The 23,069-nt window shown below is 72.0% G+C and carries 26 protein-coding genes and 1 pseudogene; 19 read left to right on the forward strand and 8 right to left on the reverse strand.

What is annotated here, in order from left to right; genetic code table 11:
• Positions 1–51: 51 nt before the first annotated feature.
• The gene (locus Q0840_RS07735) at positions 52–969 is read left to right on the forward strand and encodes a F510_1955 family glycosylhydrolase (protein ID WP_298458297.1); all 918 of its coding nucleotides are present in this window, start codon (positions 52–54) and stop codon (positions 967–969) included.
• 365 nt (positions 970–1,334) lie between these two features.
• Here Q0840_RS07735 and Q0840_RS07740 read toward each other — a convergent pair whose 3' ends face one another.
• Positions 1,335–1,964 (reverse strand): DUF305 domain-containing protein, encoded by a 630-nt coding sequence (locus Q0840_RS07740; RefSeq protein WP_298458300.1) that lies wholly within the window; start codon positions 1,962–1,964, stop codon positions 1,335–1,337.
• A gap of 397 nt (positions 1,965–2,361) precedes the next feature.
• Here Q0840_RS07740 and Q0840_RS07745 point away from each other — a divergent pair, with 397 nt between their 5' ends.
• Together Q0840_RS07745 and Q0840_RS07750 are read left to right on the forward strand one after the other, a co-directional pair.
• The gene (locus Q0840_RS07745; protein WP_298458303.1) at positions 2,362–3,093 is read left to right on the forward strand and encodes a response regulator transcription factor; all 732 of its coding nucleotides are present in this window, start codon (positions 2,362–2,364) and stop codon (positions 3,091–3,093) included.
• Positions 3,090–4,241 (forward strand): ATP-binding protein, encoded by a 1,152-nt coding sequence (locus Q0840_RS07750; RefSeq protein WP_298458306.1) that lies wholly within the window; start codon positions 3,090–3,092, stop codon positions 4,239–4,241. Before Q0840_RS07745 ends, Q0840_RS07750 begins: the two co-directional genes overlap by 4 nt.
• A 93-nt stretch (positions 4,242–4,334) precedes the next feature.
• Here the strand turns inward: Q0840_RS07750 and Q0840_RS07755 are convergent, their stop codons facing one another.
• Entirely contained in the window at positions 4,335–4,931 is a 597-nt protein-coding gene (locus Q0840_RS07755) for a cadmium resistance transporter (RefSeq protein WP_298458309.1), read from the reverse strand.
• Between the two features lie 62 nt (positions 4,932–4,993).
• Here Q0840_RS07755 and Q0840_RS07760 point away from each other — a divergent pair, with 62 nt between their 5' ends.
• The gene (locus tag Q0840_RS07760; protein ID WP_298458311.1) at positions 4,994–5,347 is read left to right on the forward strand and encodes a hypothetical protein; all 354 of its coding nucleotides are present in this window, start codon (positions 4,994–4,996) and stop codon (positions 5,345–5,347) included.
• A 242-nt stretch (positions 5,348–5,589) separates the two neighbouring features.
• Here Q0840_RS07760 and Q0840_RS07765 read toward each other — a convergent pair whose 3' ends face one another.
• Positions 5,590–6,258 carry a class I SAM-dependent methyltransferase gene (locus tag Q0840_RS07765; protein WP_298458313.1) on the reverse strand — a complete coding sequence of 223 codons (669 nt, stop codon included), beginning with the start codon at positions 6,256–6,258 and terminating at the stop codon, positions 5,590–5,592.
• Between the two features lie 25 nt (positions 6,259–6,283).
• Between Q0840_RS07765 and Q0840_RS07770 the strand changes: the two genes are divergently transcribed.
• The 15 genes and pseudogenes from Q0840_RS07770 (at position 6,284) to Q0840_RS07840 (ending at position 18,177) form a co-directional block, all read left to right on the forward strand.
• Positions 6,284–6,682 carry a metalloregulator ArsR/SmtB family transcription factor gene (locus Q0840_RS07770; protein WP_298458316.1) on the forward strand — a complete coding sequence of 133 codons (399 nt, stop codon included), beginning with the start codon at positions 6,284–6,286 and terminating at the stop codon, positions 6,680–6,682.
• On the forward strand, positions 6,679–8,646 hold the full coding sequence (locus Q0840_RS07775; protein WP_298458318.1) for a cation-translocating P-type ATPase: 1,968 nt from the start codon (positions 6,679–6,681) through the stop codon (positions 8,644–8,646). Before Q0840_RS07770 ends, Q0840_RS07775 begins: the two co-directional genes overlap by 4 nt.
• Before the next feature lie 2 nt (positions 8,647–8,648).
• Positions 8,649–9,176: a signal peptidase II gene (locus Q0840_RS07780; protein ID WP_298458321.1), complete on the forward strand. Its 528-nt coding sequence runs from the start codon at positions 8,649–8,651 to the stop codon at positions 9,174–9,176.
• An 89-nt stretch (positions 9,177–9,265) separates the two neighbouring features.
• Entirely contained in the window at positions 9,266–9,670 is a 405-nt protein-coding gene (locus tag Q0840_RS07785; protein WP_298458324.1) for a helix-turn-helix transcriptional regulator, read from the forward strand.
• A gap of 100 nt (positions 9,671–9,770) precedes the next feature.
• Positions 9,771–10,343, forward strand: coding sequence for a TlpA disulfide reductase family protein (locus tag Q0840_RS07790; protein ID WP_298458327.1), 573 nt, complete (start codon positions 9,771–9,773; stop codon positions 10,341–10,343).
• Positions 10,340–11,086 carry a cytochrome c biogenesis CcdA family protein gene (locus Q0840_RS07795; RefSeq protein ID WP_298458330.1) on the forward strand — a complete coding sequence of 249 codons (747 nt, stop codon included), beginning with the start codon at positions 10,340–10,342 and terminating at the stop codon, positions 11,084–11,086. The genes Q0840_RS07790 and Q0840_RS07795 overlap by 4 nt, the downstream gene beginning before the upstream one ends.
• Positions 11,087–11,117: 31 nt before the next feature.
• A complete protein-coding gene (locus tag Q0840_RS07800; RefSeq protein WP_298458332.1) occupies positions 11,118–11,753 on the forward strand; it encodes a DUF3105 domain-containing protein in 636 nt (211 codons plus the stop codon).
• A complete protein-coding gene (locus Q0840_RS07805) occupies positions 11,753–12,436 on the forward strand; it encodes a DUF305 domain-containing protein (protein ID WP_298458335.1) in 684 nt (227 codons plus the stop codon). The genes Q0840_RS07800 and Q0840_RS07805 overlap by 1 nt, the downstream gene beginning before the upstream one ends.
• 215 nt (positions 12,437–12,651) lie before the next feature.
• Entirely contained in the window at positions 12,652–14,157 is a 1,506-nt protein-coding gene (locus Q0840_RS07810) for a cytochrome c biogenesis protein ResB (RefSeq protein ID WP_298458337.1), read from the forward strand.
• 2 nt (positions 14,158–14,159) lie between these two features.
• Entirely contained in the window at positions 14,160–15,131 is a 972-nt protein-coding gene (gene ccsB, locus Q0840_RS07815; RefSeq protein ID WP_298458339.1) for a c-type cytochrome biogenesis protein CcsB, read from the forward strand.
• 167 nt (positions 15,132–15,298) lie between these two features.
• Complete coding sequence (locus Q0840_RS07820) at positions 15,299–15,721, forward strand: helix-turn-helix transcriptional regulator (protein ID WP_298458340.1); 423 nt, start codon at positions 15,299–15,301, stop codon at positions 15,719–15,721.
• Complete coding sequence (locus Q0840_RS07825) at positions 15,703–15,849, forward strand: hypothetical protein (protein ID WP_298458342.1); 147 nt, start codon at positions 15,703–15,705, stop codon at positions 15,847–15,849. Before Q0840_RS07820 ends, Q0840_RS07825 begins: the two co-directional genes overlap by 19 nt.
• Positions 15,839–16,480: an isoprenylcysteine carboxylmethyltransferase family protein gene (locus tag Q0840_RS07830; RefSeq protein WP_298458345.1), complete on the forward strand. Its 642-nt coding sequence runs from the start codon at positions 15,839–15,841 to the stop codon at positions 16,478–16,480. Before Q0840_RS07825 ends, Q0840_RS07830 begins: the two co-directional genes overlap by 11 nt.
• Positions 16,480–17,397 (forward strand): cation diffusion facilitator family transporter, encoded by a 918-nt coding sequence (locus Q0840_RS07835; RefSeq protein ID WP_298458347.1) that lies wholly within the window; start codon positions 16,480–16,482, stop codon positions 17,395–17,397. Before Q0840_RS07830 ends, Q0840_RS07835 begins: the two co-directional genes overlap by 1 nt.
• A gap of 448 nt (positions 17,398–17,845) precedes the next feature.
• Positions 17,846–18,177: pseudogene (locus tag Q0840_RS07840) on the forward strand (YnfA family protein).
• Between the two features lie 107 nt (positions 18,178–18,284).
• Here Q0840_RS07840 and Q0840_RS07845 read toward each other — a convergent pair.
• The 5 genes from Q0840_RS07845 to Q0840_RS07865 form a co-directional block, all read right to left on the reverse strand.
• Positions 18,285–19,592 (reverse strand): alkaline phosphatase, encoded by a 1,308-nt coding sequence (locus Q0840_RS07845; RefSeq protein WP_298458349.1) that lies wholly within the window; start codon positions 19,590–19,592, stop codon positions 18,285–18,287.
• A 185-nt stretch (positions 19,593–19,777) separates the two neighbouring features.
• Positions 19,778–20,272, reverse strand: a complete 495-nt coding sequence (gene fliL / locus Q0840_RS07850) for a flagellar basal body-associated protein FliL (RefSeq protein ID WP_298458352.1) — start codon at positions 20,270–20,272, stop codon at positions 19,778–19,780.
• Between the two features lie 179 nt (positions 20,273–20,451).
• On the reverse strand, positions 20,452–21,702 hold the full coding sequence (locus Q0840_RS07855) for a heparan-alpha-glucosaminide N-acetyltransferase domain-containing protein (RefSeq protein WP_298458355.1): 1,251 nt from the start codon (positions 21,700–21,702) through the stop codon (positions 20,452–20,454).
• Between the two features lie 84 nt (positions 21,703–21,786).
• Positions 21,787–22,524, reverse strand: coding sequence for a ZIP family metal transporter (locus Q0840_RS07860; RefSeq protein WP_298458358.1), 738 nt, complete (start codon positions 22,522–22,524; stop codon positions 21,787–21,789).
• A gap of 253 nt (positions 22,525–22,777) precedes the next feature.
• Complete coding sequence (locus Q0840_RS07865) at positions 22,778–23,035, reverse strand: hypothetical protein (protein ID WP_298458360.1); 258 nt, start codon at positions 23,033–23,035, stop codon at positions 22,778–22,780.
• Between the last annotated feature and the right edge of the window lie 34 nt (positions 23,036–23,069).

Raw genomic sequence — 23,069 nt, forward strand, 5'->3', positions numbered from 1 at the left:
GGCCCGCGACCAAGCCTGCACCGACGTCCCACCGAAAGGCACCCTGAACTGATGCGGCTGCACCACCGCGCCACGGCACCCGCCCGGGCCCTGACCGGCCTCGGGCTGGTCGCCACCGTCCTGACCGGCTGCGCCGCGACCCCCCAAGCCGACACCGCCTCGACACCCGCACCGCCGGTGTCGGCCGAACCCGGCCCCGCCGATGCCGGCCCGGGCTCTGGGGACGGCCTGCCCAGCAGCCATGTCCATGGCGTAGCGGTCAACCCGGCCGACGGGCTGGTGTACCTGGCCAGCCACGACGGGCTGTTCCGGTACGGGCCCGACGGCCCCGAGCGGGTCGGGCCGGCGATCGACCTGATGGGCTTCACCGTCGCCGGACCGGACCACTTCTACTCCTCCGGACACCCCAGCCCGGGCGTGGACCTGCCGGCGCCGTTGGGGCTGGCCGAATCCACCGACGCTGGGCAGACCTGGCAGCCGCTGTCGCGCGGCGGGCAGTCCGACTTCCATGCCCTGACCGCCTCGACCGCCGCGGTGGTCGGCTACGACGGTTCCGCGCTGCGCAGCACCACCGACGGGCAGACCTGGACCGAACTCGACGCACCGGTCGAACCCTTCGCCCTGGCCGCAACACCCGACGGCCGCGTGCTGGTGGCCACCAGCCAGGCCGGGGTGTACCGGTCCGACGACGGCGGGGCGACCTGGCAGCAGCCGCAGGCCCCGCTGCTGCAGTACGTGGCGTTCGCCGACGACACGGTGGCCGTGGGGGTTACCCCGGACGGTGACGTGGCCCGCAGCGACGACGCCGGGCAGACCTGGACGCAGGTCGGTGCACTGGGTGAGCCGGTCGCCGCCGTCGGCGCGGCGCGCGGCCCCGACGACACCGTGCGGGTGGTGGTGGTCACCGCCGACCAGGTGCTGGAGTCCAGTGACGGCGGGGCCACGTTCGGGGCCCTGACGACCGAATGACCGGCTGACACCCCCACGATGGCGCACCGTGTCTGAGGAGGTCACCAGGACCATCCGTCGTTGGCGACCATCGTGGCCAGGGTCCGCCGACGGTCGGCCGCCGCGGCGACGGCCTGCCCGAAGTCGGCGTCGCCGGTGACGGGGGATGCCGGCCTTCGCGGGCCCCGCCAGGTTCAGCAGCAGGGGTGAGTCGTCGACCTGCACGGGCATCTAGGGCTTCCTTCGCCGGTGCGGCACGATGCTGGCCTTACGGATGGCCAGCATGACGCGGCGGCGCTGGACCCTGTGCGAGGGTGCGTCAAGCCGGCGGCACGCGACGACGCCGAGCCCGCGTGGTCGCCGGGCTCGGCGTCAGGTGGTTGGCCTCACAGGTCGCGCAGGAGGTTCTCCATCTCGGTGATCTCACGCGTCTGGTCGTCGATGATCTCGCGGGCCAGCTCCCGGGCCTCGGCGTTAGCGCCGTCGACCAGGTGCGCCTCGGACATCTCGATCGCACCGCGGTGGTGCTCGGTCATCATCTCCAGGAAGGCGCGGTCGAACTCCGCGCCGGAGAGCCCTTCCAGCTCGGTCATGGCGGAGCCCATGTCCATGCCGCCCATGTCCATGGCGCCGTGATCCATCCCACCCATATCGGCGTCCTGGGGGCCTTCCTCGCCCCACGCCTGGAGCCATGAGGTCATCTCGTCGATCTCCGGGCCCTGCGCGGCGGAGATCCGCTCGGCCAGTGCCCGCACGTCCTCGCTGTCGGCCTTGTCGACCGCGAGGTCAGCCATTTCGATGGCGCCCTGGTGGTGGACGATCATCATCTGCGCGTACTCGGTGTCCGCGTCGTTGTGCTCACTGGCCTCCTCCTCGACCTGCGGGGCGGTGGAGGTCGCCGCTGGGGCCGGCGGTTCAGCGGTTGGCTCGGCGGCGTCGGAGCAGGCGGTCAGCCCCGCCGCCAACGCCAGGGCGGTCGCCGTAGCAGCCAAACGCCGCTGGGTCGTGGTCCTCACGGAAGTTCCTTCCCAGAACAGGTGTGCAGGTGGTTCAGGCGGTCGCGCCCGGGGTGCAGCACGGGTCGTTCTCGGTGGCGTCGCCACCGCAGCACCCACCACCGGTGGCGGCCTGGGCCGTCTCGCGCGGGTCCTGCGCAGTGGGGGCGGTCGTGATGGTGGCCGTGGTCGTGTCCTGGCAGCAGCCCATCGGGTCTCTCCTTCGTGGTGTCATGCGGTTGATTCGCGTCGAGCGCGGGCAGTCATGGTGGGCCAGCGCACTGGCCGCGCGGCCGGTGCGGGGCGCCGCCGCGAACGCGCCCCATCATCGATGCCGGTCGCTGAAGGGCCCGTCACCGGCCGATCAAGGTTCGATGAAGATCGCGGGCCCGGTGGCCGGCACGCCGACAATGAGGCAGTGAGCATCCCTTCGTCCCCAGCAGCGGCGTCCCGGCGTGCGGTCGTCGTCGATGACGAGCAGGCACTGGCGCGGCTGGTGGCCGGGTACCTCGAGCGGGACGGGTTCGAAATCCACGTCACCCACGACGGCGCCCAGGCGGTCGGGGTGCTGCGTGCGGTCGATCCCGACGTGGTCGTCCTGGACCTGGGCCTGCCGGGTCTGGACGGGGTGGAGGTCTGTCGTCAGCTGCGGACCTTCTCCGACTGCTACGTCATCATGCTGACCGCCCGCGCCGAAGAGGTCGATACCCTCATCGGCCTGTCGGTCGGTGCCGACGACTACATGACCAAGCCGTTCAGTCCCCGCGAGCTCATGGCCCGGGTCGGGGTCCTGCTGCGCCGACCCCGCCGGCCCGCCCAGCCACCCTCCACCCCGACTGCTCGGCCGAGTGTCGACGTCGGGCCGCTGCGCCTGGACCTGGACGCCCGCGAGGTCCACCTCGACGGGGTGCCGGTGCCGTTGACCCGCACCGAGTTCGACGTCCTGGCGGCCCTGGCATCCGGACCCGGGCGGGTCTTCAGCCGCCGGGCCCTGATCGAGACGGTGTGGGGACCGAACTGGGTCGGGGACGAGCACCTGGTCGACGTCCACGTCCTGCACGTGCGCCAAAAGCTCGGCGACAGCCCCGAGCGGCAGCGGTTCGTGCGCACCGTCCGTGGGGTCGGCTACCGGATCGGCACCGGCACATGACCCCCGCTGCCCGGGGCACCCGGTGGGGGCTGGCCGCGCGGCTGCTCGCCGCACTAGTCGTGGTCCTGGCCGTGGCAGCCCTCACCGCCTGGCTGGTCGCCTCCGCGGTCGGGCCGGGCCTGTTCCACGAGCACATGGTCCGCGCCGGCCTGCAGGACAACGACCAGGCGGTCCTGCACGCCGAACGGGCGTTCCGCGACGCCAGCGCCGTCTCCCTGGCCCTGGCCCTGGGTGCCGCGGCGATCGCCTCCGCAGGCGTCAGCGTCGTCCTCGCTCGGCGCATCGGCCGGTCCCTGGCCACCGTCTCCACGGCCGCCGCGCGCCTGGGCGCGGGCCAGTACGAGTCCCGCGTCCCCGCCGCCGGCCTCGGCGCGGAGTTCGACGACCTGGCCGCCTCGTTCAACACCATGGCCGCCCGCCTGCAGGACGCCGACCGGCTACGGGCCCGCCTGCTGGCGGACGTCGCCCACGAGGTCCGCACGCCCGTGGCCACCATCGCCGGCTACCTCGAGGCGGTCCAGGACGGGGTCCAGCCGCTGGACGAGGCGACCGTCACGGTGCTGGGCGACCAGGCCGCACGGCTGACCCGGCTAGCCCAGGACCTGGCCGCCGTGACCCGCGCCGAAGCCGGCGACCTGGTGCTCGACGTCGAGCCCGTCCCCGCACGCGACTTGCTCGAGCTGACCGCGGCGGCATGGCGCGACCGCGCCACCGCGGCGGGCGTCCACCTGACCCTCGGCCCCGACACCACCGCCGCGCCGGTGGCCGTCGACCGCCACCGCATCGCCCAGGTCCTGGACAACCTGGTCGCCAACGCCCTGCGGCACACACCGCCCGGCGGCACCATCACCCTGCGCGCCGCGCCCGCCGACGCCCCCCACCACGTCGCCCTATCCGTCGCCGACACCGGCGAGGGCATCGCCCCCGAGCACCTGCCGCACGTGTTCGAGCGGTTCTACCGCGCCGACACCGCACGCGACCGCGCCAGCGGCGGATCCGGGATCGGCCTGGCGATCTGCAAAGCCCTCACCGAAGCGCACGGCGGCACCATCACAGCCACCAGCACCGCAGCCGGCGCGACCTTCGTCGCCACGCTCCCCACTAGTTCAGCGGCCCACGCGGCACTCGTCCGCGATAGCTCTCCGTGAGCAGACTTACCAAGCTCGTGCTCGCAACCCTCCGTCAAGGTCGATTCCGTAAATGAGTCGTGGTCCCGAGAGATCGGCTCCCCACCGACAGTGCTAGAGCCCGAAGGCGCCGCCCTCGACGAGGATGACGATGCCCAGGGCGATCAGGACCAGGGGGAACAGGACGTGCTCCCAGCGCTCGAGGGCCTCGGCGATGGGTCGTCGGGTGGCGACGTACCGGGCGACGAGGACGAGTACGGCGACCAGGGCGAGGAACACGACGGCGTAGGCGGCGATCGCGGCGGGGCCGACGGTGAGGAAGACGGGGACGTAGACGCCGATGTTGTCTCCGCCGTTGGCGAAGGTGACGGCTGCGACGGTCCAGACGGCGACGGCCTTGCCGGGGTCGTCGTCATCGTCGTCGTCGCGGTTTCGCCATGCCTGCCAGGCGGCGTAGAGGCCGAGGAGCAGGGGGATGAGCCCGAAGTAGGGGATGGCGCCTTCGGGCAGGAACGCGTTGGCTCCGAGTGCGACGAGGACGGAGGCGACGAGGATGGCGCCGAAACCGATGTACTGCCCGGCGGTGATCTTGGCGGTGGTGCCTGGAGCGCCGGCGCCACGGGCGAAGAACAGCGACAGGACGATGATGTCGTCGATGTTGGTGACGAAGAACAGTCCGACGGCTTGCAGGGCGGCAACTGCCAGGTCCATGGAAGGGCCTTTCGGGTAGGGGGTGGTGATGCAGGCGGGGACAGCGGGCTACTCGCGGCGGCGTGGAGGCAGGCGTCCGACTCTGGGAGGAACCGCCCCACGCGGGCGGCGTCGTTGGCATCGGCCTGCCCGTGCGCGGCGAGCAGGTGGACTTCCTCGACGGCGCGGACCTGCATGCGGATTCCTGTGTCGACACGGCCGGGCCGGCCAAGGTGACGGGGTTGGGGGTGGTGAAGGCGAGCCCGGTGAAGATGGGGTCGCGCACGAACGCGAAGGGCCCGGCGGTGGACAGGTCGGTGTGGTCGGTCGGGTCGACACCCGATGCGCCAGGCGGTGCCCATGGCGAGCTGCGCCGCGTAGCTGCACACGACGCCTGCTGCCGCCTTTACGACTGGCGCGGTGCGCAGGGCCGGTGAGCTCAGCTGGGGGGTGACATGGTTGAGCCCGAGGAGCTCTGCGACCGGTCCGGCGACACACACCGACCGCGACCGAACCGGCACCGCTGATGCGAGTGGCCAGCATGGCGGGGTCCCTCGCGGGGGGCCGCGAAGCGGAACCCGCTGTCACCGGTGTGCCCGGCGCGCGACGGCCATGCGACCGACCCCGGCGAGTAAGCCCCACACGGCGAACATGGCCAGGCTGAGGATTGCGTGGCCGCTCACAGCGGTCCTTGGTTCGCGGTCGCCGGTTTGACGGCGACGCCGAGGACGAAGTCACCGAAGAACCGGGTCACGGCAGGGACCGGCATCGTCAGCCCCTCCTCGAGCAAGGCCTCGACGAACTCGTCCGAGCTGAACCGGTCGACCTCGGGGTGCTCGAGGAACGTGCGGTAGGACCAGCGCTGCAACGCGTGGCGGGTGACCTCCTCGAACACGAGCTGCCCGCCGGGACGTAGCACCCGCACCGCTTCGGTCACCGCGTCGCGCCAGACCGGGACGTGATGGATGACCGCGAAGTCCACAACCGCATCCGCCGCTGCGTCATCGAGCGGCAGCTCGCAGGCGTCACCGACCCGCACCTCGACCCGCGACCCGAACCGGGCCAGGCGCCGCCGAGCCCGCTCGACCATCGCCGGGTCCAGGTCGATCGCTGTGACATGGGCGGCGCCCCACCGTTCAAGCAGCAGCTCCGCGCCGACGCCGCGCCCGCATCCGATCTCCACCACGCGCCGACCGGGGATCCGCGCGCCCAGCCGCTCCAGCAGCGGCAGCTCGTACGAACGCTGCAGCCACGCACGCGGCGGGCTGTCGACGAGCGCCGTCTCGATCCGGTTCATCAGCACAGCTGCCTCCCGCGTGTCCTCGGTCGTGCCGAAGTTGTCGTCCATCCGAACGGAACGCTAGCATCGGTCTATGCCGATGATCGCCGCAAGTCATGATCAGATCAGCCGGGCCGAGCTTGCCCCTGCAGGGGCGCTGTTCCGTGGGCTGGGCGACCCGACCCGCTTGGCGTTGGTGCGCCGCCTGGCAGTGGGCGAGGCCAGGGTGGTGGACCTAAGCACGGAGCTGGGCCTGAGTCAGTCGACCGTCTCGACGCACCTGGCGTGCCTGCGTGACTGCGGTTTGGTCGACTACCGCGCGCAGGGCCGGGCCTCGGTGTACCACCTGACCCGCCCCGAGCTGATGGACCTGCTCGCGGCAGCAGAAGGCCTGCTGGCGGCGACCGGGAACGCGGTGGCGCTGTGCCCGACCTATGCCGACCCGGCAGCCGACACCCACGATCTAGTCCTCTCGAAGGAGACTGCACGATGAGCGACGCCTGCGGCTGCGGCGACGACCAGACCACCCCCGCCGGCAAGGACTCCGAGGAGCACGAGGCCCAGCGGCTGTGGGAGGTCAGCGAGCTCCGCTTCGCCGCCGCCGCCGGCGGCCTGCTCCTCGCAGGCCTGGTCGCCGGGTCCATGGAACAGCCCACGGTCGCGTTGGTCCTGAACTGGGTCGCCCTGCTGGTCGGCGCGTGGACGTTCGTGCCCAGCACGTTGCGGCGGCTGGTGAAGGGCAAGATCGGCGTCGGGACGCTGATGACCATCGCCGCGATCGGTGCGGTGCTGCTGGGTGAGGTCGCCGAGGCGGCCGCGCTGGCGTTCTTGTTCTCCATCAGCGAGGGCCTGGAGGAGTACTCCCTGGCCCGCACCCGCCGCGGCCTTCGGGCGCTGCTCAGCCTCGTCCCGGCTCAGGCCACGGTGCTGCGCGACGGCTCAGAGAGCACCGTGCCCCCCGGCGACCTGCGGGTGGGGGACCTGATGCTGGTCAAGCCGGGCGAGCGCGTCGCCACCGACGGTGTCATCCGTACCGGCCGGACGGCGCTGGACGTCTCGGCGATCACCGGCGAGTCCGTGCCCGTGGAGGCCGGACCAGGTCAGGCCGTGTACGCGGGGTCGATCAACGGCTCCGGTGTACTCGAGGTCGAGGTCACCACGGCGGCGGAGGACAACTCCCTGGCGCGGATCGTGCGGATCGTCGAGGCCGAGCAGTCCCGCAAGGGCCAGGCTCAGCGGCTGGCGGACCGCATCGCCAAGCCGCTGGTGCCCGGGGTGATGATCGCCGCCGCCCTGATCGCCATCGCCGGCAGCCTCCTGGGAGACCCCGGCACGTGGATCGAGCGGGCACTGGTGGTCCTGGTCGCAGCCTCGCCGTGCGCCCTGGCGATCTCCGTGCCGGTGTCCGTGGTCGCCGCCGTCGGGGCTGCGTCCAAGCAGGGGGTGCTGATCAAGGGCGGTGCCGCGGTGGAGACCCTCGGCGCGATCCGCGGCGTCGCCCTGGACAAGACGGGCACCCTGACCCGCAACGCTCCCGCCGTCGTGGCCGTCGTCGCTGCCCCAGGCCGGACCGAGGACCGTGTCCTGGAGGTCGCGGCCGCGCTCGAGGCCCGCAGCGAGCACCCCCTGGCGCGCGCGATCCTGGCCGCGGTGCCGGCGGTCACCCCAGCGACCGACGTGGAGGCCGTGCCCGGCGCCGGGCTCACCGGCACGTTCGACGGTCGGCCGGTCCGACTCGGGCGACCCGGCTGGGTCCAGTCCGGGGCGCTGGCCGGCGAGGTGGAGCGGATGCAGCAGGCCGGTGCCACCGCCGTCCTGATCGAAGAAGACGGCCAGCTGCTCGGGGCGGTCGCGGTGCGCGACGAGCTGCGCCCTGAGGCCGCGCAGGTCGTGGCCCAGCTGCGCCGCGACGGGTACCACGTGGCCATGCTCACCGGTGACAACACGCTGACGGCCAACGCCCTGGCCCGGGAGGTCGGGATCGAGGAGGTGCACGCCGACCTGCGCCCGGAGGACAAGGCCGCACTGGTCGCCCAGCTGCGGACCCAGCGCCGCACGGCCATGGTCGGCGACGGCGTCAACGACGCCCCCGCCCTGGCCACCGCGGACCTGGGCATCGCGATGGGCGCGATGGGCACCGACGTCGCGATCGAGACCGCCGACGTCGCGCTCATGGGTGAGGACCTGCGGCACCTGCCCCAGGCGTTCGCCCACGCCCGCAGGGCCCGGGCCATCATGCTGCAGAACGTGGGCCTGTCCCTGGCGATCATCGTCGTGCTGATGCCCCTGGCGCTGACCGGGGTCCTCGGGCTGGCTGCCGTGGTCCTGGTCCACGAGGTCGCCGAGGTCTTCGTGATCGCCAACGGTGTCCGCGCCGGCCGCACTCGCCCCCTGCCGCCAGACACCACCACGGAAACCGCTGCCGCCTTCGAGCGCCCAGCGCTGGCCACCCGATGACCGTGCCCGGCCAGACCACGGCCAAGACCAGGGTGACGAGCCCCGCGCGGCGGCGCGTAGCAGCGGGTCTGGGTGCCGTGCTGGTCGCCGCCGTCGACCTCAGCGCGAAGGCCTGGGCAGTGAGCGAGCTGCAGGACCGGGTCATCCCCGTGGGCCCGGTCGACCTGCGGCTGGCGTACAACCCCGGGGTGGCCTTCTCCGTCGGGGCCGGCGCACCGACATGGCTCGTGCTCACCGTGACCGTGCTCGTCACTGCTGCGGTCGGCGTGGCCGCCTGGCGGACCGCCGCCGCCCCCTCGCGAGGGCAGCTGGCCGCCCTGGCCCTGGTGCTGGGTGGTGCGATCGCGAACGTCGTGGACCGGGCCAGGGACGGTGTCGTGACCGACTACCTGCACACCGGATGGTTCCCGACCTTCAACCTCGCCGACACCGCCATCGTCACCGGCGCCGCCCTGCTGGTGCTGACCACGCTGCGCCACCCGACACCTCGACCCAACGAGGACCGCACGAGCACCCGAGAGACCGGGTGAATGAAGCAGCGCAGCGGATCCACGCTGAGCAAGGGCCACCGCCATGACAGGTGGCCCTTGCTCATATCAACGCTCGTTACGATGTTCACATGACGGACGAAGCGTGTGACCTGCTGTGCCTGGACGTGCCGCACGCCGAGGCGGTCCGCGCAGCACTGCCGCAGCTGCACCGTTCTCAGGCGATGGCGCAGACCGCCAAGGCACTGGCGGACCCGGTGCGCCTTCACACCGCATCGGCCCTGGCCCTGGGGACCGAACTGTGCGTGTGCGATCTGGCGTGGGTCGTCGGCGCCGCGCCGAACCTGGTCTCCCACCACCTGCGTGTCCTGCGCCGAGCCGGGCTGGTGACCTCCCGCAGGCAGGGCAAGCTGGTGATGTGCCGGCTCACGGCGCACGGCGAGGCGCTGCTGGAGGTGCTGGGCGTCACCGCACCGGGTCAGCTCTCACCGCCAGCGGACCAGTCGGAGCTGATGGCGGCGCCCGATCGTGGATGAGCCAACCCCAGCCGGCGGACCTTCGGCGCAGGGAACCGCCGCGCCGACACGGTCGCGCCCACTGCTGACCCGACCGCGGGTCATCGTCCTGGTCCTGATCGTGGTCACCGGCGCCCTGGTGGCGGTCCAGCTCGCCGGGTTCCTGTCGGCGGGCCAGGGCGCGGCGGTGGAGCAGAGCTCGCCGTCGACGGGCAGCAGGGCAGTGGTCGAGTACGCGGCGCAGGACCGGGCCGAACCGGTGGTCCTGTCCGGGACCGGGCTGACCGGTGAGGCGATCGACATCGCGGCCTGGCGCGGCGACGTCGTGGTGATCAACGTGTGGGGTTCGTGGTGCGCGCCGTGCCGTGAGGAGGCGCCGATCCTGGCGGCCACGTCGGCCGCCTACGCGGACCAGGCAGTGCGGTTCCTCGGGGTCAACGTGCGCGACAACCCCGCTGCGGCGATCGCGTTCGAGGAGAGCTACGGGATCACCTACCCCAGCATCGACGACAGCGACGGCCAGGCCCTGCTGAGCCTGGCTGAGCACCTGCCGGCTGCCGGGGTCCCGGTGACCTTGATCCTGGACCGCGACGGGCGCCCGGCGGCGCGCGTCCTGGGAGCGGTCCAGGAGTCGACCCTGACCGCGCTGCTGGACACGGTCCTGGGCGAGCAGCCCCAGGGGCCGCCGTCGTGAGCGCGCTGCAGGACCTCGTCGCGGCCGGCCCGATGCTCGCGGCCGCGGCGGTCGCGGCCCTGGCCGGGCTGATCTCCTTCGTGTCCCCGTGCGTGCTCCCCGTGGTGCCCGGGTACGTGTCCTACGTCGCCGGCGGCCCGTTGCTCGATCAGGAAGCGGGGACGCGGCGACGCCCGGTCGTGGTCGGCACCGCGTTGTTCATCCTGGGGTTCGCTGCGGTCTTCGTCGCCTACGGCGCCCTCTTCGGCGGCCTCGGAGCCACGTTGCAGTCCTCCCAGGTGGTGCTCACCCGCGTCCTGGGGGTCGTGGTCGTAATCATGGGTCTGGTCTTCGCCGGCTGGCTCCCCGGGTCCCAGCGCCAGCTGCTGCCGCGGCTGCGCCCTAAGTCTGGTCTGGTAGGCGCCCCGTTGATGGGCGTCACCTTCGGGCTGGGCTGGACCCCGTGCCTGGGCCCGACCCTCGCCACGGTCCAGACCCTGGCGTTCACCGAGGCCAGCGCCGGGCGCGGGGCGACGCTGGCCGCGGTCTACGCCGCCGGGCTCGGTCTGCCGTTCATCGCGGTCGGCCTGGGCATGCGCCGGGCCCTGACCGCCACCGCGTGGGCGCGACGGCACACGGCGGCGATCAAACGCGCCGGTGCGGTGATGCTCATCGCCACCGGCCTGCTGCTGGCCACCGGGGTGTGGGACCACCTCATGCGCGCCATGCAGTCCACCATCTCCGGTTACACCACGGTCCTGTGACCACCACGCACCTGGAAGGCATCACCAGCTGATGAGCACACGAATGGACGCCTCTGAGCGCGGGGCCCGGCTGACCGAGATCCGCGAGCAGCAGCGACGCGCCGAACGCCGCCGCACGGGTCTCATCACCGGCGTCAGCGCACTGGTCGCCGCGGTGCTGATCGCCGTGACCGCGATCGTCATCGTCGGTGAGCAGCGGCGTCAGTCCGATGTCGCCGAGGCTGCGGCCGGGGACATCTCCGGCGTGCAGACGTTCACCGACCTCTCGGCGACCCACGTCCAGCAACCGGTCCAGTACGAGCAGACCCCACCGGTCGGTGGCGACCACGCAGGTGCATGGGCCAACTGCGGCACGTACACCGAGCCGATCCCCAGCGAGCTCGGGGTGCACTCCCTGGAGCACGGTGCCGTGTGGATCACCTACAGCCCTGACGTGCCGACCGAGCAGGTGCAGCGGCTGACCGACCTGGCCGGCGGCAACGCCTACGTCCTGCTCAGCCCCTTCGACGGCCTGCCCGAGCAGCCAATCGTGGCCAGCGCGTGGGGCCTTCAGCTTCCGCTCGAGACTGCGGATGACCCGCGCCTGGAGCAGTTCCTGGTCAAGTACCAGCAAGGTGAGCAGACGCCTGAGCCGGGCGCGCCGTGCACCGGTGGGGTGAGCCCCTGATGACCGAGAACGCGACTGCGCGGCGCGCGATCGCCACCGCGGCGCTGGTGATTCTGCTGGCCGCGGTAGTGGGGGTCGTCGGCATGGTGGCCGGTGCCGCCCTGAGCGGTGAGGGTGATGCCGTCTCTCGGCCGGCGGAGGGCTCCGCCGAGGCGGGGTTCGCCCGGGACATGCAGGCCCACCACACCCAGGCGGTGCAGATGTCCACCATGGTCCGCGACGCCACCGATGACCCCGAGGTCCGGTCCCTGGCGCTGGACATCATGCTGACCCAGCAGCAGCAGGCCGGGCAGATGTACGGCTGGCTCGAGCAGTGGGACCTGCCTCAGGCCAGCCTGGCGGCGCCGATGCAGTGGATGAGCGGCACCGACTCCGACACCGACATGGGCTCCATGGACCACGGGACGGACTCGACGGATTCGACGGTGGGGCCCGACTCCGGCGCGGTGATGCCGGGGATGGCGACCGACCAGGACCTGCAGCAACTGGACCAGGCCGTCGGTGTCGACGCGGAGACGTTGTATCTGCGACTCATGGTGGCCCACCACCAGGGGGGCGTCACCATGGCCCAGGGCGCTCTGGACCGGGTGCAGGACCAGGACGTGCGCCGCCTGGCGCAGGCGATCGTCGACTCCCAGACCGCTGAGCTCGCGGTCCTCGAGCAGATGCTGGCCGAGCGTTGAGTCCTCCCTCGAAGGAGACCGGCACCGCCGCCGGCAGGGTTGGTGCGCCCGGGCAGACGCCGGGTCGGGCGGGGACCGTCACGAGCCAGGTGCAAGCCGCCCCGGACGAGGACGACGTGCTCGCGGCCCGAGCCGGAGTCATGGCGGTACCGCGGCGACCGACCGGTGGCGGAGCGACGGCGTGGGCCCGGTGGGCGTGGCGCACGCTGACGTCCATGCGCACCGCGGTGCTGCTCCTGCTGGCACTGGCGCTGGCCGCCGTCCCGGGTTCCTTGCTGCCGCAGCGCGGTGTGGCGTTCGACCCCGGCGCCGTCACGCGGTTCAACCGGGACAACCCGACTCTCGGGCCGTGGTTGGACCGCCTGGGATTCTTCGAGGTGTACTCCTCGCCCTGGTTCGCCGCGATCTACCTGCTGCTCATGGTCTCCATGACCGGCTGCGTCCTGCCGCGCGCGGCCCGGCTGTGGGAGTCCGCCCGCGCGGAACCTCCGCGGGCACCGACCAACCTGGCGCGCCTGGACGACCACCGTCGCGCCACGGTGACCGTGGAACGGGCCCAGGTCTTGCAGGCGGCAGCCGTGCACCTGCGCGCCAGAAGATTCCGCGTCGTGGTCGACGAGCACTCCGTACGGGCGGAGAAGGGGTACCTGCGCGAGGTCGGCAACCTCGTGTTCCACCTGTCCTTGCTGGTGCTGCTCTTCGGGGTGGCGATCGGGTCGTTGTTCGGCTTCGAGGGGCGGGTGATCGTCGTGGAGGGCGCCTCGTTCACCAACACCCGCCTGCAGTACGACGAGTTCACCCCCGGGCCTTTGACCGACGCCGAAGCCTTGACCCCGTTCTCCCTCACGCTGGACGACTTCACCGCCGAGTTCGAGACGTCCGGCCCCCAACGCGGCAGCGCGCGCGACTTCCAGGCCGACGTCACCGTGCTGCGCACACCCGGCGGCGCCTCCGAGGCCGTCACGGTCAAGGTGAACCACCCCCTGCGGGTCGAGGGGACCAAGGTGTTCCTCACCGGCAACGGGTACGCCCCCGTGGTCAGCGTCCGTGACGGCCGCGGACAGACCGTGTTCACCGGACCTGTGGTGTTCGCGCCCGTCGACGGGAACCTGTCCTCCGAAGGGGTGATCAAGATCCCGGACGCCCAACCCACCCAGCTTGGCTTCGAGGGGTTCTTCCTGCCCACCGCCTCCATCGACCCCCAGGTCGGGCCCCGTTCGCTGTACCCGGACCTGCTCGACCCGCAGCTGCTGCTCACCGCCTACACCGGCGACCTCGGCCTAGCCGACGGCGCACCCCAGTCGGTGTTCCGCCTGGACAAGAGCGACCTGACCCAGGTGATGACCGGGGACGAGCCGTTCGCGCGAGCCCTGGCACCGGGGGAGTCCATGACCCTGCCCGACGGGCAGGGCACGCTGACGTTCGAGTCGGTCTCCCGGTTCGCGAACTTCCAGATCGCCCAGGACCCGGGCAAGGAGACCGCCCTAGCGGCAGCCGTCGCTCTACTGCTCGGCCTGACGGTGTCGCTGGCCGTGCGCCGGCGCCGGATCTGGATCCGCGTCACCGACACCCCCACAGGCGGCGCCTTCACGCTCGAGGCCGCCACCTACGCACTGACCCGCCGCGGACCAGTACCGGACGAGCTCTCGTCCGTGCTCGCCGCCCTGCCGGGCACCGAACCGGCCGGCACCGACCCTTCCCCGCACGACCGAGAGGACTGACCGTGCCGACCCCTCTGCTGGCCGAGCTCAGCGACCGGCTGATCTACAGCGCCATCGCCGTCTATGCCCTGGCGATGCTCACCTACGCCTACCAGGCGGCCAGACGCTCGCAGTCCCCGGCACAACGATCGCGCCTGGTCGAGGCGGTCGCCGTGGGCGGGCCCTCGGCGTCCCCCGCCCCCCCGCCCAACCCCGCCGCCGTCAGCCGGCCCGCTCCAGCAGCCCGCCGGCCGGAGCGGATCGCCGCCGCCCTGACCACGCTCGCGTTCGTGCTGCACCTGGCCGGCGTCCTGGCCCGGGGCCTGGCCGCGAGCCGGGCGCCGTGGGGCAACATGTACGAGTTCACCACCGCCGCCACCCTGGCAGCCACAGCCGCCTACCTGGTGTTCCTGCGGCGCCAGCCCGTGCGTGACCTCGGCGTGTGGATCCTCGCGCTGGTCACCCTGAGCCTCGGGCTCGCCGTGACCGTCCTGTACACCCCCGCCGGAGACCTCGTCCCCGCACTGAACTCCTACTGGCTCGTCATCCACGTCGCAGCAGCGATCATCGCCGGCGGCGTGTTCACCGTCGGCGCTGCTGCCACTGCCCTGTACCTCCTGCGCCGACGAGCGGACGCACGCGACGCCGGTGTCGCGGTTGCGGGCTACGCCGGACGTCTCCCGGCGGCCAGGACCCTTGAGGACATCGCCCACACAGCTCACCTCTTCGCCTTCCCGGTCTGGACCTTCGCCGTCCTGGCCGGCGCGATCTGGGCCGAGGATTCCTGGGGCCGGTACTGGGGATGGGACCCCAAGGAGACCTGGGCGTTCATCACCTGGGTGCTCTACGCCGCCTACCTGCATGCCCAGTCCACCGCCGGGTGGCGCGGCACCAAAGCCGGCTGGCTCGCCCTGGCCGGCTACGCGGCGTTCCTGTTCAACTTCGTCGGCGTCAACCTGTTCATCAACGGCCTGCACTCCTACGCCGGCGTCTGAGGTGCCCGCCACCCGCGGTAGCGAAGCACGATCGATGCTTCTTCCATCAGCGCCGCCGCGGCCGATGGACCTCGACGGCCATCGTCACCGACCGGTGCAGTCGACGGGCTACGCACGGGAGCGAGTGCGGCTTGCCACCGCCTCCGCGAGAGGCCTAGCATCGCCGCATGGCGATGACAAAGACCGCTGGCTATGCACCGATGGATGAAGCGGCTGCCTTGTCGGTGGCGGCGTGCTTGTTCCACGGGTTCAGCGATCCGTCCCGGTTGGCGATCCTGCGGCACCTGACGCTGGGGGAGCACCGGGTGGTGGACCTGACCGGTCACCTGGGGCTGGCGCAGTCGACCGTGTCCAAGCACCTGGCGTGCCTGCGCGACTGCGGTCTGGTCGAGTCCCGCCCGCAGGGTCGGGCGTCGGTGTTCTCCCTGACCCACCCCGAGGCAACGCTCGAGGTACTCGCGGCCGCCGAGGGGCTGCTGGGCCTGACCGGTGACGCGGTGGCGCTGTGCCCGGTGTACGGCGTCGACGCGGCCACCGGCGCGGTGGCCGCACCCGCGACGGTGGCGGATCGGTGGGCGCGGGCACGCTGACCGACACGCAGGTTGACGGCCTGACCCGGCGCGGGCTGAGGCTGGCGCAGGGCAAGGAGGCCTGGGAGGGCGAGCTCGTCGAGGACCAGGACGACGACGAGGATGAGGAGGTGGACGATGAGCGCTGATCGGGCGGCTGATGTCGCGCTGGTGCTCTTCGCTGCCGGGGTCGTGACCACGTTCGGGGTGCGCACGTGGGTGCACTGGCGCCGCACCGGTGCCAGCGGGTTCAGCGGCATCTCGGGGCCGGCGTGGTCGGGCGGCTGGTGGGGCGGGGTGCTGTTCGTCGCCGCCCTCCTCTCTGCAGCCGTGGGCCTGATGCTCGCGTCGATCGCCGTGGTGCCGTCCGGGCCGGGCGTCCCGGGTGCGCTGCGGTGGACCGGGCTGGCGGTGAGCGTGGCCGGGTTCGCGGTGACGCTGGCCGCGCAGGGCGGCATGGGCACTTCGTGGCGGATCGGTGTCGACGCGAGCGAACGCACCGCCCTGGTCACGACCGGGCTGTTCGGCGTCGTGCGCAACCCAATCTTCACGGCGATGTGCGCCGCCGTGGCCGGGCTCACCGTGATGGTCCCCACCCCGCTGACCGTCGCCGCACTGGTGTGCCTGGTGACCGCCGTCCAGCTGCAGGTCCGCGTCGTGGAAGAGCCATACCTGTCAGCCACCCACGGCCAGGCCTACAGCGCGTACACCGCTCGGGTAGGCCGATTCGTCCCGGCCGTCGGCCGGACGCACGCCGTGGCGCGAGAAGGGATGCGCTGATGGGCGCCGGACACGACCATGCCCACGGCACCGCGACCGGCCGGCACCGCCGGCGCCTGGTTGTCGTGCTCGCCATCACGCTGTCGGTGGTGGGTGTCCAGGTCATCGGCGGTCTGGTGTCCGGGTCGCTGGCGCTGCTCGCTGATGCCGGGCACATGCTCACCGACGCGACCGGTGTCGCGATCGCACTGACCGCCGCGGCCTTGGCGGGTCGCCCGGCGACCAAGGCCCGCACCTACGGGCTGCAGCGCGCCGAGATCCTCGCCGCCCTGGCCAACGCCCTGCTACTCGGGGGGCTCGCGGTGTGGGTCATCACCGAGGCCGTCCAGAGGTGGGCCGATCCACCCGAGGTCGCCACCGGCGTCATGCTCGCGGCCGCGGCCGCGGGGGCCGTCGCCAACCTGGTCAGCCTGCTGATCCTGCGCGGCGGCCAGTCCGTGAGCCTGAACCTGCGCGGGGCGTACCTGGAGGTCCTCGGTGACCTGATCGGGTCGGTTGCGGTCATCGTCGCCGGCGTGGTCATCGTGACCACCGGGTACACCCGCGCCGACGTCATCGCCTCGATCCTCATCGGCGTGTTCATCCTGCCCCGGGCGTGGTCGCTGCTGCGCGAGGTGGTCGACGTCCTCCTCGAGGCGACACCCAAGGGCATCGACCTCGACGACGTCCGGTCGCACATCAAGGGCGTCGACGGGGTGGTGGACGTGCACGACCTGCACGCCTGGACCATCACCAGCGGCGTCCCGGCCCTGTCGGCGCACGTCGTGGTCGACCAGGACTGCCTCGACCAGGGCCGCTCCGGGCAGGTCCTGGACGCCCTGGCCGAGTGCCTTGGTGGTCACTTCGACACCGAGCACTGCACCTTCCAGCTCGAGCCGGCCAGCCACGCCCAGCACGAGCCCGCACGGCACGACTGAGCACACATCGGGGTCGTCCGCGCCGCGCCGCGGCGGCGGACCGGCGGCTGGGGTGACCGCGCGCACCATCGTGACGGGGCCGTGACCGTCTGCGATGGCGACTGCGCCAAGCCAGACGCTCCAGCAGGGAGCAGCCCGCAGGGCGTCCGCCACCGAGCGCAGCGAGGGCCGCCGGCTCCCGTTCACCCGAGGACCGGCGGCCCAAGCCACCTGATACGGGTACCCGGCCGCAGAGCGGGGTTCCGCAGCACCAATCTAGAGCCAGCCACCGATTTCGTCTCGACTGGAAGTCGGGCACGAGCACTTCGCTGCAACAGCCACGAGCACACCGACGACTACCAGCCGCAGTACGACTCTGGAACGGTGCAGAGACCGCCCAAGGTCATCCCCACCCAGCACGTACCCAGTCCACTGCAGCACCGGGTAGTAGCCGTTGCACAGGACGCCATTGACCAGGCGTTCCCTGGTCTTGTTCGTGCTGGCTGCTGTGGCGGAGATCGGCGGGGCGTGGCTGGTGTGGCAGGGCGTGCGCGAGCACCGCGGCTGGATCTGGATCGGTGCCGGTGTGATCGCCCTGGGGGTCTACGGGTTCGTCGCCACCTTGCAGCCCGACGCGAACTTCGGCCGGATCCTGGCCGCCTACGGAGGCGTGTTCGTCGCCGGGTCCCTGGCGTGGGGCATGGTGATGGACGGGTTCCGGCCCGACCGCTACGACGTCACCGGCGCGCTGATCTGCCTCGCCGGGTCGCGGTCATCATGTACGCACCACAACCCACCTAACCGCTGCCACCAAAGCGTCCGGCCCGGAGCTGGGCAGCTCCGGGCCGAACGTCTTGGCACGCTACCCGGCGGCCTGCGCCGGGCCCAGACTGAAGTGCGGGTGTGGCTCAGCGTCCGGGTCGGGCGCGGAACATCGACTCGAGCATGACCTGGTGGACGAAGGTGTTCTCGTGGACGCCGGCGAGCCGGTCCGCGCCGGGTCCCATCGCGGTGAGGGGCACGTCGACGTTGGTGTGGCCGGTCGTGGTCCAGTCCACGTTGAACGAGAACGCGGAACCCGCCACGGGGAACGGCCCATCCTCCGCCGAAACGCCGTCGCCGCTCTCGTCGTTGCTGCCGGTGTCCTCGATCGCCATGCCGCCGGTCTCGTGGTCGGCGGTGGTGATGACCAGGGTGCGGCCGTCCTGCTCGGCGAACTGCTTGCCGACGGCGACGGCCTTGTCCAGTTCCAGGACGGTGTCGATGGTGCGCTGGGCGTTGTTGCTGTGCGCCATCTCGTCGACGGCCTCTTCCTCGACGATCAGGACGAACCCGCGCCGGGACTGCGACAGGGTCTCGATGGCCTTGCGGGTCATCTCCTCCAGGGACACGACCGGGTCGTAGATGTCGCCCTGACCCTCGGGGCGCTGCTGGAACATCTCCTGGTTGGCGAACAGGCCCAGCAGCTTCTCGCCGTTGGCGGCGGTGAGCTCGTAGGGCGAAGTCACGTACTGGTACCCGAACTCGTCGGTGGCGCGCTGAACGAGGTTGCCCTGGTTGCTGCGGCTGCCCTCGGCGGGGTCCTCTGCGGGAGCGTCGGGGAAGGTGCCGGGGTCACCGGCGGGGTACCAGAAGTCCTCACCGCCGCCGAGCAGGACGTCCACCCCGGTCTCCTCGATGTACTGCCGGGCGATCTCGGTCTGCTCGGACCGGTTCTCCACGTGGGCGCCGAACGCGGCGGTGGACGCGTCGGTCACCTGGCCGGTGGTCACCAGGCCGGTGGCCTTGCCGGCGGACTCGGCGCGCTCGATCAGCGTCTGGACCGGGTTGTTGTTGACGTCGACGCCGATCGCGCCGTTGTAGGTCTTGACGCCGGTCGCGTACGACGTCGCCGACGCAGCGGAGTCGGTGATGAACCCGTTCGGGTCCGCGGCGTCGGTCTTGATGAGCCCGGCGTAGTCGAGGCTGTCCATCACCAGGTCACCCTCGAGGCCCACTCCGGCCAGGCGGGCGGCGTTGCGGTGGGCGGCGCCCATCCCGTCGCCGATGAACAAGATGACGTTGTTCGCCCGGCCCTGCCCGGAGCGGGCGCGGTCGCGGTCCTCGTCGGCCGCGACGGCGACGCCCGCGCCCGTGGCCACGACGGCCGCGGTCAGCGCGCCGGCGGCGACGACTGCGGGCCAGCGGCGAGGAGCACGCATTCGTGTGTCAGACATTGACTCTCCCTGGACGTGCATCTGGGCTGCACCCGGACGGGCAGCCAAATCGACGCTAGGGACGCCATATGAGCGGCAAGCAACGACCAGGCCAACACCCACCACCGACCCGGTGAAGCCCCGCACCACCACGCTAGGTGCCTGTCCGGCAGCGGCCTCGACCCGTCAGATGCGTCTTGGGGTCGTCACTGCGTGACGTACTCGGTGAAGAAGACCTCCAGCACCTCTCCCTCGTAGGCCTCGTGCAGCTGCTGCGTCAGCTCCACCTTGAGCGAGGCTCGGCCCTCGGGGCTGGTGACCTCGTCGACCGACCGGCCGGAGAACACGGAGATGGTCCGGTCCAGGGCCCGAGCCGGGTCGATCTCTTCCTCGATCTCAGCGGGCAGCTGCAGTCCCAGGCCGATGCGCAGGTACCGCCCGTCGGCCAGGTTGATGCTGACCGGCTCGACGGTCTGGACCACGCCGGGTACGGGCTGCGCCTGGACCTCTTCGGTGGCCGGTCCGCTGGCCGCACCGGGCCCCAGGACGAACCAGTACCCGGCGCCCGCGCCGGCCAGCAACACCACCACCAGCACGACGACCAGGCGCTTGCGCCGGGGTACCGGCGCCGGTGCGGGCGCCGGTGCCGGCGCCGCAGCCGGGGCAGTGCCCCGGGATCCGATCTTCGGCTTGCTGGACATGACTCGCTGCTCTGTTGACATCGGCACGGGCTCTCGGGTCGTAGGTGGCCGGGTGACCTCGGGCTTCTCATCGGCTCTCGCGAGACCAACCTTCGCCATTTGCGATCGCCAGGCGTCCAGCGCGACCCGCGCGCGGTCACCCTCGAGCGTTCAGCGCAACGCGCCTTTGCCTGGAGCGCTCAGGCTCCGGGTTGTTCGGGGGCGGCGGACCTGCGCGCCGCGGCGCTGAGCTGGGCGGCGACGTCCTCCAGCGGGCCTCGACGACCGGTGAGCTGCCACGCGGTGGCCAGGGCCACCGCAAGGCCCACGTTCACCCACAGCAGCGTCGCCGACGACTCCGCGGATGGCAGGCCGAGCCCGGCGGCGACGGCCAGGCCGACCACGTGCAGCGTGTACAACGTCAAAGGCATCGACCCGGCGGCGGCCACCGGCAGGAGCAGGAACCTGTACCTGCCCAGCATCGCAGCGGCCAGCACGCACGCCCCGATGACCGCCAAGGACGTCCCGGTAGTGTGCAGCAGGTCCAGCGGGGTACCGGAGTGCGGTGCGGACACCGCGAGCCACCACCACGACGTGGTGGGGGTGGTCCCGTACAGACCGGTCACCAGCGCGCTCTGCAGGTCGCGCCCGGCGATCGGCGAGGTGGGGGGCACGGTTAGCCGCTCCAGGCCGCCGGCTGGTCCCAGCAGCACCGCTGAGATGAGCTTCGCTCCGACCGCCAGCAGCACACCGGCGACCACCAGCCGTACAGCGAGCCTGGGGCGGTGCAGGGGCAACCGGCCCAGGGCCATTCCCACCAGCACGTACCCGGTCCACTGCAGCACCGGGTAGTAGCCGTTGAACAGGACGCCGTTGAAGAGCTCGGCCGGGTGAGCCAACGAGAACAGCGACGGGCTGGGTCCCGGACCAGGGGGGAGTGCCGAGCGGACCAGGTGCCCCACCACCGGGGCGAGCGTCAACCATCCCGCGCCGAGGACCAGCAGGGCCCGGGTGGGCAGGCCCAGGAACAGCGCGCCGACCGCGAAGAGGACCGCGTAGTTGACCAGGATCACCGCGACGCCCGATGGCAGCACACCCACGACCATGCCGATCAAGGCGACCCACCCAGCGCGTGCCAGCACACCGCGACGTGCCCCCAGGGCCAGCGGCTGGTCGTGGCCGCGGCCGGTCGTGGAGAGCACCAACGACACCCCGGCAAGGACCGCGAAGAGGCCCGACGCGCGACCTGCGAACAGCCGGTACGCCCAGCTGACGTCGCCGCCGGCGTCCAAGGAGGCGACGATGTGCACGGACATCATCGCGATCAGTGCGATCCCGCGGGCCACGTCCACCCCGACCAGGCGCCCCGGTCGCAGCAGCCGACCACCGGGGGCGCGCGCGGTGCTGTCGTTCAACGCGCCGCGGCCCGCGACGGCGCCTGCTCCGACCATGGGGTGGACCGTACCGCCTGCGGCCCGCCCTGCCGGCAACCGTCACTGGGACACGGGTGTGGTCGCCGGCCGATGCCGCATGTGTCAGTCGCCGAAGTAGACGGTGATGGCGGCGAAGATCGCGAAGCCGGCAGTGAGGAAGATGGGACCGAGCTTGGAGGTGTCGCCTTCGTGTGCCTCGGAGACCATCTCCTCGATGACCACGGTGGTCAGCGCCCCACCGGTCAGGGCGAGCACGGCCAGGGTGGCCAGCTCGGGGGCCTGGCGCAGGGCGAAGTAGCCGATCGTCGCACCGAGCAGGATCGGTATCGCGAACGCCGCGGCCAGCAGCAGCCGGGTGCGTCGGCGCACCCCTGCCCGTCGCAGGGTCGCGATCGCGGCGAAGCCCTCCGGGATATCAGCAGGCACCTGCCCCAGCGCCAGCAGCAGCCCCAGCGCCGGGTTGAGCACGGTCGCGGTGCCGATCATGACGCCGTCGCTGAACAGGTCGATCGACACCCCGGAGAAGATGGCCAGTGCCCCCGCCTGCCGGTCGTCGCCGCCCAGGCGCCCCTGGACGTACCCGATGACCCGGTCCAGGCCGATGAACAGCGCACCCCCGGCGACGAACGCGACCAGCGGCACCCAGGGCGGGTCGCCCGCCAGTGCCTCGGGCATCAGCTCCAACCCGACCACAGCCAGCACGATCCCCGCGGCCAGGTGCAAGGCCAGGCTCAGTGCGCGCTCGGAGACCCGGACCACCTCGGCCAGCGCCCCGCCGACGAAGTTCCCCACAGCCGGCAAGGCGGCCAGCCCCAACACCGTCCAGAACGTTGAGATCACCCCTCCTGGTCAACCTCGTGGCCGGCGCCCAGGGGTGAACGCTGCCTGCCGATGCCCGGGCCGCTAGCCCGCACGGTGTCGAGAAACCGTCCGCCAAGCGTGCCGCACGCTCTCATGGGAGGCGTGCGAGGCGCGGCGAGCTCGGCGCGGTGGTGTCGAGCGCAGCGCGACGCCACCATGTGCCGGCGACGATCGGGCACGAGTTGCCAGGCACGCTCGGAGTGGTTAATCGGTCGGTGGTGACGCCGCCCGATCAGTCAGAGTCCACCGGCGGTGGGGCCGGTCGCCCGGCCCCGTCAGTGGCTGACTCTGGCGCCGGGGACGCAGGGGCGGTTGCACCCGCTGCGCGGCCCCAGCCCTTCTCGCGCTCCTCACGTTCGATCTGGGCCAGGGCAGCGCGCTCGGTCTTGTCGGCTCGCAGCACGGCGCGCATCGCGATCGTGAACAGCACCGCGACGCCCGTGGGTGCGGCAAGTGCCGCCGCCGCAGCCAGCAGCCATTCCCTGTCCATGCCTCCAGGCTAACCGCGGACGGCTATGGGCTGG

This window comes from uncultured Cellulomonas sp. (assembly GCF_947494015.1).
Lineage (GTDB): Bacteria > Actinomycetota > Actinomycetes > Actinomycetales > Cellulomonadaceae > Pengzhenrongella.